9 protein-coding genes are annotated in these 13,180 nt (G+C 41.4%); 8 read left to right on the forward strand and 1 reads right to left on the reverse strand.

Going from position 1 to position 13,180, the window contains the following annotated elements; all coding sequences use genetic code 11:
- Positions 1-40: 40 nt before the first annotated feature.
- Positions 41-1,822 carry an ABC transporter transmembrane domain-containing protein gene (locus H5162_RS18765; protein ID WP_182779295.1) on the reverse strand — a complete coding sequence of 594 codons (1,782 nt, stop codon included), beginning with the start codon at positions 1,820-1,822 and terminating at the stop codon, positions 41-43.
- A 78-nt stretch (positions 1,823-1,900) separates the two neighbouring features.
- On the opposite strand from H5162_RS18765, the gene H5162_RS18770 reads away from it, so the two are divergent.
- The 8 genes from H5162_RS18770 (at position 1,901) to H5162_RS18805 (ending at position 13,122) form a co-directional block, all read left to right on the forward strand.
- Entirely contained in the window at positions 1,901-2,299 is a 399-nt protein-coding gene (locus tag H5162_RS18770) for a DUF3224 domain-containing protein (protein ID WP_145241975.1), read from the forward strand.
- Between the two features lie 11 nt (positions 2,300-2,310).
- Positions 2,311-2,499 (forward strand): hypothetical protein, encoded by a 189-nt coding sequence (locus H5162_RS18775; protein WP_145241973.1) that lies wholly within the window; start codon positions 2,311-2,313, stop codon positions 2,497-2,499.
- A gap of 9 nt (positions 2,500-2,508) precedes the next feature.
- Entirely contained in the window at positions 2,509-3,126 is a 618-nt protein-coding gene (locus tag H5162_RS18780; protein ID WP_145241971.1) for a LysE family translocator, read from the forward strand.
- A gap of 303 nt (positions 3,127-3,429) precedes the next feature.
- Positions 3,430-6,312 carry a TonB-dependent receptor gene (locus H5162_RS18785; protein ID WP_182779296.1) on the forward strand — a complete coding sequence of 961 codons (2,883 nt, stop codon included), beginning with the start codon at positions 3,430-3,432 and terminating at the stop codon, positions 6,310-6,312.
- 21 nt (positions 6,313-6,333) lie between these two features.
- Entirely contained in the window at positions 6,334-10,644 is a 4,311-nt protein-coding gene (locus H5162_RS18790; RefSeq protein ID WP_182779297.1) for an alpha-1,6-glucosidase domain-containing protein, read from the forward strand.
- Positions 10,645-10,769: 125 nt separating this feature from the next.
- Complete coding sequence (locus H5162_RS18795) at positions 10,770-11,312, forward strand: PH domain-containing protein (protein WP_064668490.1); 543 nt, start codon at positions 10,770-10,772, stop codon at positions 11,310-11,312.
- 330 nt (positions 11,313-11,642) lie between these two features.
- Complete coding sequence (locus tag H5162_RS18800) at positions 11,643-11,912, forward strand: hypothetical protein (protein ID WP_182760413.1); 270 nt, start codon at positions 11,643-11,645, stop codon at positions 11,910-11,912.
- A gap of 295 nt (positions 11,913-12,207) precedes the next feature.
- Positions 12,208-13,122, forward strand: a complete 915-nt coding sequence (locus H5162_RS18805; protein ID WP_182735712.1) for a DMT family transporter — start codon at positions 12,208-12,210, stop codon at positions 13,120-13,122.
- Positions 13,123-13,180 lie beyond the last annotated feature (58 nt).

A 13,180-nucleotide genomic window follows, 5' to 3' on the forward strand; every position in this document is an offset into this window, starting at 1 on the left:
CCGCTTACCGCTTACCGCTTACCGCTTACCGCTTACAGCGTCAATCCCTATAAAACTGAAGCTCATATAATTTTTGATAAAGTGGATTACTCGCTAGCAATTGTTGATGAGTACCTGTTGCGATTATCTCTCCGTGCTCCATTACCACTATCATATCAGCATGTTTTACTGTGGCGAGGCGGTGGGCAATGATAAGCGTAGTACGGTTTTGCATTAAATGTTCAAGCGCAGCTTGTACATGATGCTCACTTTGCGCATCTAAAGCGCTGGTTGCTTCATCGAGTAACAGTATTTCTGGGTCTTTTAATATTGCTCTTGCTAATACAATTCGTTGTTTTTGGCCGCCTGATAAGCGCACCCCTTGCTCGCCTAAAAAGCTCTCGTAGCCGTTAGGTAATTGTGCAATAAATTCATCCGCGTGAGCATGCTTAGCGGCAGCATATACTTGTTCGTCGCTTGCATCTGGGTTGCCATAACGAATGTTATGCATCACATCAGAGCTAAATAAAATCGGGTTTTGTGCCACCATGCCCATGCTGTTTCTGAGTGTATTAAGGGATAGATCTTTGATATTAATATCATGAAACTTAATGTCGCCACCGGCAGGGTCATAAAAGCGTTGTAGTAATTCAAATAACGTGGTTTTACCAGCACCTGACGGACCAACGATTGCTACTGTTTGGCCTTGTTCAATCGTTAATGAAATAGTTTTTAAGGCGCTCACATCAGGACGCGATGGATAATTAAAAGTTACTTTATCAAGACTAATGGCTGGAGCGTTAGAGTTGTTATGTAATAACTGATCTTGTGGTGCTGCAGGGTTTGTGATCTCACTTTTAACCGCGAGCAGTTCAAGTAACCGCGCCGCAGCGCCCGCTGCACGTTGTAGCTCGCCATATACCTCAGCAACGGTTGCTACCGACATCGCTACCATAATGGCGTAAAACACAAATGCACCTAAGTCACCGCCAGTCATTGTGCCTGCCAGTACATCACTACCACCTATCCACAGCATCACGCTAATTGCGCTAAAGGTCAAAAATATTACTGCAGCAATTAAAAATGAGCGCTGTTTAATGCGGCTTTTCGCAACGTTAAAGGCTTTTTCGGTCTCTAGTGCAAAAGCGTGTTGTTCGCGTTGTTCGTGGCTATAGCTTTGCACTACTTTAATATTTTGAATTATTTCTCCCGCATAAGTGCTGATATCGGCAATCGCATCTTGGCTGGAGCTGGCAAGTTTGCGTACTTTTTTACCAAAAATCATCATGGGTACTAACACCAGCGGCACACAGGCAACTACAACTAAAGTGAGTTTTAAGTTAGTAAATAACAACATGGCTAAACCACCGACTAGCATCAGAGCGCTGCGCAGTGCCATTGAAAATGACGAGCCAATGATTGATTGCAACAAAGTGGTGTCGGTTGTTAAGCGCGACATTAATTCGCCACTGCGGTTTTCTTCAAAGTAACTCGGGTGCAGGGTGACTATGCGATCAAATACCGCTTTACGAATATCATTACTGACGCGCTCACCAATCCATGACATTAAATAAAAACGGCTGAATGTTCCTATGGCTAATAAGCTGATCAAGCCAATTAGCACGATTATGGCTTGTTTTAATTGTTCTTGAGAGCCCGCAATAAAGCCGTGATCAATAACAAATTTAACTCCTTGGCCCAATGATAAATTAACCCCGGCAGTAACAAGTAATGCTGCAAGAGCTGCAAAAACCACCCATTTATACGGCTTAATAAACTGAAAAATAGGAATTAAACTACTAAAAGCAGCTTTGTCTTTTTGCTCGGTTTTACTATTGCTCATAGTGGATTCTTTTAGATGAATAGGGTATAGATATGGTTACTTAAATCATAATTTCAATAACTAACTAAGGGACTAACCATGACAACTGAAAAAGTAACGGGCGAATTTAACGTTAAACTCAATCCTATTGAAGGTTATGCAAAGGGCATTGATGGCGTAAACCTGGGTCGTATGTCGATTGATAAAACGTTTACAGGTGAGCTTGATGCAACCAGCACTGGCGAAATGCTCAGTGCCATGACCGCAACTCAAGGCAGTGCCGGTTATGTGGCAATTGAACAAGTAGTTGGCACACTTGCAGGTCTTCAAGGCAGCTTTGTGCTGCAACATTTTGGCACTATGGATAAAGGCCAAGATTCATTAATTTTAAACGTGGTGCCAGATTCTGGCAGTAATGAACTTGCAGGCCTTAGCGGAAAAATGGCAATTCGCATCGAAGCAGGTATACACATTTATGATTTTGAGTATCAATTATAAGCGATACAGCCATGCAGAAAATAATTGAGTTTAAAAAGCAGCGTGGCTTTTTTAGAGGCGGTATTGATATTGACGCACTTAATGAGCGAATTTATCAATTAAACCAAGATGGCTGGAAAGTAATAAATGTTAGCGCCTCTACAGGATTATACGGCCAAGTTTATGCATACATCTTACTTATTGAAAATGAAGAACTATAAGGAATATAAATGACGTTATCACTGTGGTTAAGCTTAGTCGCCATTTGTATGATGGGTGCAATGTCTCCTGGGCCAAGTTTGGCTGTGGTGTTAAAACACAGCATTCATGGCAGTATGAAGAACGGCATGTTGGCAGCGCTGAGTCATGGTGTTGGCGTCGGTTTTTATGCTGCAGCATCGTTACTTGGCCTCGGTGCACTAATGTTGCAATTTCCTACTGTGTATCAAGTGTTAGTTTACTTAGGTGCAGCGTACTTGGCATATTTAGGGGTTAAAATCTTATTAGCCAAACCAAGTAATAGTGAGTTAAAAGTGGCTCAGCAAAGTGGCAGTGCAAAACAAGCCTTGCAAGACGGCTTTGCTATTGCGTTTCTAAATCCTAAATTAGCGGTATTCTTTTTAGCCCTGTTTTCACAGTTTATAGATCCTGCCAATCTCAGTTTTAAGGTCGGTTTGATTATGTGCTTAACGGTTTTTACTATTGATACTGGCTGGTATCTGATTGTTGCAGCATTGACAGAGCTTTCAAAGAAGCGCTTTGCTTTTACTAAATCATCCCCATGGTTTGATAAAATATTAGCGGTGATTTTTATTGGTCTAGCAATAAGGGTGGTGCTAATGGTGTAGTTTATTAAACTTAACTAATCCTTACTACTTCCCTTTAAAGCTGTTTTTAGCAATTTCTAATTCACCTGTGTAATAGTGGCTTATGACTGATTTATTCCGTTAGTCAGTCGATTTATTTTACGTTATCTACATGATCGCAGCACTTCTAAACTAAGTTCCTCACCTTGCTAGCTATTGCCCTTACTGCTGCATACGTATTCATCACACTTATTTTACTTTTTAGTTACACTTTATTGGTTTTATTTTATCCATAATTTCAAAACAAACAGCACACAATTATAAAATCAATAGGGTAGAAAGCTCATGGGGAAATTCAAACTAAGTGCGTTAATGCTCGCAATGTTTGCAGCCAGCAGTGTATTAGCTGCGGTTGAAAGTGACGCGCAAAGTACCGTAAAAAAACCACAACTAGAAGAAGATCTTGAAGTCATTGAAGTGCGTGGCTTTAGTCGTAGTTTAATCCAATCACTTAATCAAAAACGCTTTACTGATACGGTATCTGAGCAGTTATCGGCGGATGACTTAGGTGCTTTGCCTGATGTATCTATGGCTGATGCGCTCACTCGGTTACCGGGGATCTCAGCGGTACGAACCGGCGGGCAGGCGGCAGAAATCAACATTCGCGGTATGTCCGGTGGATTTGTATTTTCAACTTTAAATGGCCGTGAACAGGTATCAACTAGTGGCAGCCGTAGTATTGAGTTTGACCAATATCCGTCTGAATTGATCAGCTCAGCAGCCGTGTATAAATCACCAAAAGCATCGCTTATCGAAGGTGGTGTTGCAGGTACGGTAGAACTGCAAACAGCTAGCCCGCTTGATAATGATCAGCAACATAAGTTTGTGGTTAACGCCAGAGGTATGTACAACGACCGAGCGTCAGAGGTGAACGATGCCACTGAGTTTGGCGACCGCATTAGTTTTTCCTATCAAGGTAAATATCTTGACGATACTTTAGGTGTCGCACTTGGTTATGCACGGTTATTTCAACCCAGCGTAGCAACACAGTTTATTGGCCTTGCCTATAACGATAATAAAGACGTTGATGGTGTTGCAAATGATACTAATGGCCCCGAACTTAAACCTGAAAATGAGTATATCAGCGAAGGTTTTGAGCTTCAGCATTTAGGTGGAGAAGAAACCCGTAACGGTTATATGGCGGCGATTGAATGGGCACCGGTGGATAATTTTAAATTAAAAGGGGACGTGTTTTTATCACGCTTTGATACTGAGTCATTTGCCCGTGGGTTACGAGTGAAATTAGGTGGCCCAACGGCCACTTATACAAACGCTCAGCTAGAGGGAAATTCAGTAGTTGGTGCCTCTGTTAATCGTACTTCAAAAGGCTACACTCGCGTTGAAATTGTGAATGATGATAATCAAGACTTTGATGAAGTAGATAGCTACGGTGTTAACGCCGATTGGCAAGTGACAGAACGTTTAAACGTTAATGTTGATGTGTCGCTGTCACGGGCTAAAAGTAACTTTCGCAATGGCTTATTGTGGGCGTTGGTTGCCGAAGACGCCTCAGCCGAAGAACCTGTGTTAGATAAAAACGTATCAATAAACTACCAACTTAATGGTTTAAATTTACCTGATGTAGGCTTTAATCAAGCGGCTGCATTTAGCGATATCGACCGAGTAATGGTTAGTAAATACGGTATTTACCCTTATCAAAATGAAGATGAAGTAAGCGCTTATCGCCTTGATTTTAAATACGAGCTGAATAACAGCTGGTTTAGCTCTGTTGAATTTGGCGCGCGTTATTCAGATCGCGAATACAGCAATAACCGCTCAGTGTTTGAATACGGTAATGATGGTGATTTTTCAGTGAGTGAGCCGCCACTGCGTTTAACCAATGACATGGTAAATGTTGTTGACTGGGAAGGTGACTTTAGTTATTTCCCATCATATTTGGCGATTGATTTAGACAAAGCGCTTAATGCTTGGTTTCCTGAAGGCGCACCAGAGCCAGTTAAAACTTGGGGTAATGCAGATGGGGTAGTTGACTCGCAAGGTTACACCACTAACTATTCGTGGACCATGCTACAAAGTGGCTCAGTGTATGAAGAAGTGCTTTCAGCCTACGCCATGCTTAATCTTAATACTGAAATTGGTACTATGCCGGTACTGGGTAATATTGGTATTCGCCGTGTTGATACCGACCAATCGGCCACTATTTTAGAAAATGTTAATGGTGATTTATCACTCGGTGCACAAAACATTACCGACAGTATCGGCATCATAAATAAAAATTATTTACCTAATGTACTTGGCACAACTTATACCGATTATCTGCCATCCCTTAATTTAAACTTTCAGCTAACGGATAACACGCAATTACGCTTTGCGGCGGCTAAAGTAATGTCGCGCCCACCGATTAATCGCCTAGCGGGGGACGCCAGTGCGCAAGCTGATAAAACCAGTGGCAAAATTAACGGCTCAAGTACCAATAATCCATTCTTAAAACCATTTTATGCCGACCAATACGATATCTCTTACGAGCATTATTTTGATGAGTCAGATGGTGCGCTAGTGATCGCAGGTTTCTATAAAAACATCGATTCGTTTATCGATACCATCGCCATTGAAGGGTTTGACTTTAAAGGTAATGGCTTTAACGTCCCTGACTATATAGAAAATCCAGTCAGTGGTGAGCAAGTTGCCACAACTAACGGCACTTACACAACGGCGGTAAATAACGCCAATGGCGGTTATATTCGCGGTATTGAACTTGCCTACACGCAAGTATTTTCGTTTTTACCCGCGCCGTTTGATGGCCTTGGGTTTAACGGTAGCTATTCATACACCGAGAGCGAAGTTGAATCTATCACCAGCTTAGGTGGTGAAACGGTTACACAAGGTTTACCTGGTTTGTCTAAAAACGTGTTAAACGGCACTTTATTTTACAGCTTAGATAATTTTGAAACCCGCCTTAATGTGCGTTACCGCTCAGACTTTGTTTCAGAGCAAGTGGCGATCAATGAGCAAGTGGTTAATTTTGATGCCGAGACCGTGGTCGATTTTCAAACCTCTTATCAATTTACAGACTCATTTGGCATGTTGCTACAGGTTAATAATCTTACTGATGAACCAACCCAAAGTTACTTTGGCAATGAAAACATCACCGGTACTACCCAGTACTTTGGTCGTCAGGTTTATTTAGGTTTTACCTATAGCCACTAATAGCAAATTGGAGCATAAATAATGAATAAAATAACTAAATTGACTCATTTGCTATTAGCAGTGAGCTTAACACTACTGTTTGGCTGTGGAGGCTCAGGCAGTAGCGATGTAAAAGCAGGCCAAGCCTTATTGACTTGTGATGTACCGCAAGTCCCTAATGCAGCAGGCACTAAGTGTGTTGATCCTGAGCCTATCTCTTGTGACGCACCGCTGTTTCCAGATGCAAATAATGAAAGCTGTACCAGTGGCTATAACCCCGACTTACCAGACCCTGTGGTATTTGCAGGCGAAGGTGAGGCTATTTTATTTTATAAACGTGATAAGAATGAAGGGTACGAAGGCTATCGTTTACACTCTTGGAATACCGACGGCTGTGATGCTTACGCGCCGCCGTTTGATGCCACCGATTGGGCTAATGGCCATGAATATAATGGTGTCGATCCAAACTATGGAGCTTATTGGATTGTCGCGCTAAAAGACGGTTATACCGAGTGCGCTAATTTTATTATTCATATTGGCACAGAAGGTTCAGGTAAAGCCCATGGTGATGTGGATTTAACCATGCCACTGATGCAGGACGACGAGCGTTTTGTACGTATGAACTTTACCTTTGACGGTGAGCCAACAGTATTTGAATACCCAGTAGAAGCGCTTGGCGAACGCCCCGTTGCAATTGACGGTGCATCAGCACACTGGATTGATTTAAATACTGTGCTGTATAAGCCAAGTAATGAGCTTACGCAGATTATTAAGCTGCATTCATCAGCTGCTGCCGATTTGGTTGTTGATGTTGATACTGGCTTAAATGGTGAAACAGTTGAATTAATGGCAACGAGTTTAACCGATGCACAAGCAGCGAAAGTACCGCACTTAACAGATTGGACTGCCTATCAAGGTAATTGGGATGCCGCTACTGCAAAACAACTTATAAAACAACAGCTCGTTGTAGCGGGCTACGATGCAGAAGGCAAGCTACTTGAAGCAAGTTTTGTGCAAACCGCCAAAGCCCTTGATGCACTTTACACCCAAGGTGAAAACGACGCAAATGAAGCCATGCTAGGCGTGCATTATAATAACAATGCAATTGATGTTTCAGTATGGGCACCAACCGCTAGCAATATGATGCTTAATGTATTTGACGCCGATAAAGCACAAGTACATAGCACTGCCATGACGTTAGACAGCAATACAGGTATTTGGTCAGTGAGTTTAGACAGCAAATACGACCGTCATTATTACCGCTATGCGTTTGATGTTTACCACCCTACTACTCAAGCGATTGAAAGTTTATGGAGTACCGATCCTTACTCACTGAATGTATCAAGCAATGGCCTGTATTCGCAGTTGATCAACTTAAATGATGACGATACCAAACCACAAGGCTGGGATGAGCGCAGTGTACCAACAATTACCAACCCGGAAGATGCCATTATCTATGAAGGTCATGTACGTGATTTTAGTATTCGCGATACGTCAGTAAGCGCAGCAAACCAAGGTAAATATTTAGCATTTACTGAGCTTGAAAGCATCCCTATGCAGCACCTTAAGCAACTAGCTGACAAAGGTTTAACGCATTTTCACTTACTCCCTGTAACAGACATTGGCACCATTGAAGAAGATGCGGATAAGCGCGTTGAAATCACTGACACCCTAGGTAAGTTATGTGAGCGAATAGACGATGCCGCCGATGCTTGTAAAATCGAAAATAAAAACAGCATCATTGCTGATTTAATGCAAAGCTACTTTCCGGGTTCTGATGATGCTCAAGCACTTGCCAGCGCGATGCGTGATTTAGACGGTTTTAACTGGGGTTACGACCCGCATCACTTTATTGCCCCAGAAGGTTCGTATGCATCAAGCAGTGAAGGGATTGCCCGGGTTAAAGAGACACGCGCCATGGTACAGTCACTTCAAGAGATCGGCCTTCGCGTGGTTCTTGATGTGGTATACAACCATACAACGTCATCAGGCATTTGGGAAAAATCAGTGTTTGATAAACTCGTGCCGGGTTATTACCACAGATACAGTGAAATAACGGGGGATATCGAGCGTTCAACCTGTTGTGAAAACACCGCGACTGAACATGTGATGATGGACAAGTTTGTTAGCGATTCACTGGTCATTCTTGCCCGTGATTTTGGTTACGACAGCTTTCGCTTTGATGTTATGGGGCACATGCCTAAATCATCAATTTTAGCAGCGCGTGAAGCGGTGCAAGCTGTTGACCCTGACAACTACTTTTATGGCGAAGGCTGGGATTTTGGTGAAGTCGCTAATAACCGATTGTTCACTCAAGCTAAGCAAGCTGATATGGCAGGCTCTGAAGTTGGCACATTCAATGACCGCATCCGTGAGGCTGTGCGCGGTGGGGCTATGTTTAGCAATAACCCGACCGATGGTAATTTAGCAGACCAAGATACTCTGCGTTTATCACTGGCGGGTAATTTACAAAACTATATCCTGAAAGACTTTAAAGGTAATTCGGCAAAAGGTAATAGCTTTAGCTGGAATACTCAGCCGACGGCTTATGCTTTAGACCCTGCTGACAGCATTAACTACGTATCAAAGCACGATAACGAAACCTTATGGGATCAACTGCAATATAAACATGCAACAAGTATGAGTATTGAGCAACGAGTGCGTGCGCATAATATGGCATTAGCAATACCATTAGTAAGCCAAGGTATCCCGTTTATGCAACTTGGGGCTGATTTACTACGCTCAAAATCAATGGATCGTGACAGCTACAATGCAGGGGATTGGTTTAATGCGGTAGATTTAACGAAAGAAAATAATAATTGGAATATTGGTTTACCTAATGCTGAGAAAAACCAACAGAAATGGCCTGAAATCATTAAGGTCTCAGGTAATCCACAAGCTGCTGCACAGCCGCAAGATATAGCTTACGCAGGGGATGTGTTCCAAGAGTTTTTAGCTATTCGTAGTAGCAGCCCATTATTTAGATTAACCACAGAGCAAGATGTTATTGACCGTGTAGGTTTTCACAATGTTGGTAAAAACCAGCAACATGGTTTGATTGTAATGAGCATTGATGACGGTCAAGGTTTTGCAGATTTAGATAACCAAGTTGACGCGCTCGTAGTAGTAATTAATGCAACTGAGCAAGCGCTTTCACATACAGTACCAACCGCTGCTGGGTTTGAATTACATCCAATACTTAAAAACAGCACCGATAGCAGTATGTCTGGAGTGAGTTTTACTGCCAGTGAAACCGACGGTACATTTACAGTCCCAGCTTATACAATCGCGGTATTTGTAAAACCACAAGGCGAGAACCAAGGTGTAGGCTTAAGTGCGAATGCAACAGTGGGCGCGCCAGACGTAGTGCCTTTTGGCAGCACCACAGTATATGTGCGAGGTAGTTTAAATGATTGGGGCACAGCTGACAGCTTTGAGTATATGGGCAATGGTGAATACCGTATCGCTATTACTTTAACTGCGGGAGATTATGAATTTAAAATTGCCTCTGAAGATTGGTCGAGTGTGGATTTTGGCGCGCTGTCTGATGCTGATAAAGCAGTGTTGGAAAATCAAACCGAGCCTTTAATGCGCAGTGGCGCGAATATGACCTTTAATGCCGCAATTGATGCAACTTATGTATTCTCGTTTGATGCCAGCGATAAAGACAATCCAACGCTGAGAATTTATAACGAAGAACGATTCGTTGGCACGCCTGTATTTGTTCGTGGCAGCTTAAATGAATGGGGCACCAGTGATGAGTTAATCTATCAAGGTAAAGGCGTTTATACCTTTACTAAAATTCTCAGTGTAGGTAGTTATGAATTTAAAATTGCTTCTGAAGATTGGGATACCGTTGATTATGGTTCCGGTGAAGCGGATGCAATCGTAACCGTTGCCGAAGATAAGTTATTAGCTGTTAAAGGCGCTAATATGACGATGGATGTTGCAACCGAGGGCGAATATCAGTTCATTTTTGATGCCAGTGATTTGAATGCACCCACGCTGAGTGTATTTAATGCGCAAATGTTTGCAGACACTCAAGTTTACTTACGTGGCAGCTTAAATGGCTGGGGTACCGACAACCCCCTAATCTATCAAGGGAATGCTATTTATAGTACATCACTTGATTTAGATGCCGGTGATTATGAGTTCAAAATAGCCTCTGAAGATTGGAACACTGTGGACTACGGCGGCAAAGGTGAATCTCCACAGGTTATAGTTGGCGAGCAAAGTTTGCTTGAAGCTGTAGGGGCAAATATTAATGTAGCCATTGCTGACGCAGGCAACTATACCTTTACGGTTATTGGCCCTAATCGTAATAATGTGCAGGTACTGATCAATAAGAACTAAGCATTAATACACTTTATAAACAATCAGAACCGAGTATCCTAGATGCTCGGTTTTTTTATGATCAAATTGCAGCCTAGGCAAAGTTAGCGTAATTTATAATCATAATACGATTATGGGTAACTACGATGTCAGAAGCTATGTTAAAAAGTGCTACGTTTGATCCTAAAATAAAGCCTTATTGGTTAATTTTTGCAGTATGTGCAAGCACCTTAGGAGTTGTGACTATTCCGCTTATCCCGGTAATAGTACTGATTGTTTGGATTGTAAGTGGCAGTATATTAGCCGCTATGTCGGCTCAATTACTTGAGCGTAAACTGGTAGTAAAGCGCGGTGTATTTTTCAAAGAAGAAAAGTCCATCCCACTTGAAAAAATAACTGACGTCGGGTTAAGCCAAGGCCCGTTGATGCGTTTATTTGGTTTATATCGACTAAGCTTTGAAACCGCAGGTCAGTCTGGTCATGGCGCATTAGTATCGTTACTTGGGGTAGTTGATGCCAGTGAGTTTCGCGAGGCAATCTTAACTCAAAAAGATAATCTAACCGCACAGCAACCAACAAAAGCGAACAGTGATGAGCCACAAAGCCAAGTTGAGCTAATACGCGCACTTACTTACAGTGTGAAAAATATTGAACAAATGTTAGTGACGTTATTGGATGAGCGGAAATAGTTAGATATGAGTAATCCTATTTTGCTTTAAGGAAAATATGGAAAATACACCTTATATTAAGCTGTTTCGTAGGAAGACTCTGATACCAAGATTCATTGTTTTATTCTCGGTGCTTGTAGTTATTTTTCTAGCAAGCTTTTTATTTTTTACGGTTAATAGCCCTGAATCAAAAGCTAAAAACTTTCTCAAAAAACACGAGAATGATTTGGAGCACGCCATTTTACTTGCAGAGCAAAGGGATCTTTAGGCTGTACAATGGGTTGATGATAAAAGTGGTGAGCGTTTCGCGCATAAGTTAATAAGAAAAAAGGCAGTAAAGAATTCGTGAAGGTGACCGATCCAAGTTTGGATGAGCTCACTGAGTTTTTACTGAATAAAAATATAGATGTTCTTTGGATTCAATCTTTTCAGGGTGTTTGGTTGATTAGAAAAGCATTTACCTTTTCATACCAGGATAGGCAACAAGAAGGTTATTTTGTTTTTGGTAACCCTGAGAAAATAGGTTTATGTGTGCTCGGTTACGGCGCTAAAGATTATGGTAAGCACGAACATGTAACTGGCAATTGGTATATGGCAATGTGCGAGTATCCGCGAAATTAATACAGTGCTATGCCAATGTATTCACTAAACAGGGAGCTTAAGTTTACATTCGATAACCCAAGACTATTACATTAACTATCATTGGTTCCAGTTGTTTTAACCCTCCCAAAGTGTCTTATGCTATTAGCTCAAATTATCTCTAAACCCCTTGTTTTGTACCTTTTATGGGTGTAATTTAAAGCGATTTTATCTGAAAAGGATGCAGTTTTATTAGGGTTCAAAGTAGTTGATTTCTAATAGGGCTCTAATTTTGTAGCATATATTTGTGCTACACAAACACATGGAGAGAAGTTAAATGGCTAGTAAAGAGTCAACCGCAGTGATTTGGATGTTGTCAGATTCATTTATCTTAAGTGTGATGTTACTAATCGGTGGTTTTTTAGGTAAAGCTATCAGCCCATTCCAAGTTGTCTTTTTGGTTAATGTAATTGCAGCTTTTGCGGCCATTATATTATTCTCGAAAGGCAAATGGGAAAATATCAAACCCCAAAAAATGAAGCTACATATTTTCAGAGGACTGCTTGGTGTTAGTTCAACAATATGTTTGTTTTATGCTCTGCAATATTTAAGTTTAGCGGAAGTAACCGCGATTAACTTTTTTGTGCCACTTATAACGTCCATTTTGTCGGTGTTTATCTTTAGAGAAAAACCAAAAGCCTATGTCTATATCGCTATTATTTTGAATTTAGCTGGAGTGATGATGCTGCTTTCTCCAAAACTAATGGCGAGCCAAGTAACGCAGCAAAACCTCTATCTAGGATTGATCTTTGCACTGTCAGCGGTAGCTATTTTAGTCATTTATAATATTAATTTAAAGAAAATAGGCAATGCAGAGAAAGTTGTGCCTCAAATGGTTTTTGCTCCCCTCTATTCGGCGATTATCTTATTACCCGTCGCTATTTTTGTGTGGAAACCTTTAGATACAAATAGTGCTCTACTAATTATGCTATATGGTGGGCTCCTTATTACTAAACTTGCAGCACGTTTTTTCGCTTTTAATAAAAGTGACTTATCTAAGCTAATGCCGCTTGAATATGCGCAAATTCTATTTTCTAGTATTTTGGGCTACATTTTTCTTCAACAAACTCAAACTTTATTGGGTATCACAGGCATTGTATTGATCGTGCTATCAAGTATCGCTCATGTTTTATTCATGCACTTTGAGAGGAATAGCGACACTAAGAATATGAAAGGAATTACCAATGATTAAAGTCGTAACGCAAAAATTCCGGCGATCGAGTGATCGCCGGGCTGTTTTAATCTTTCAT

The organism is Pseudoalteromonas sp. SR41-8, assembly GCF_014163915.1.
GTDB classification, from domain to species: domain Bacteria; phylum Pseudomonadota; class Gammaproteobacteria; order Enterobacterales; family Alteromonadaceae; genus Pseudoalteromonas; species Pseudoalteromonas rhizosphaerae.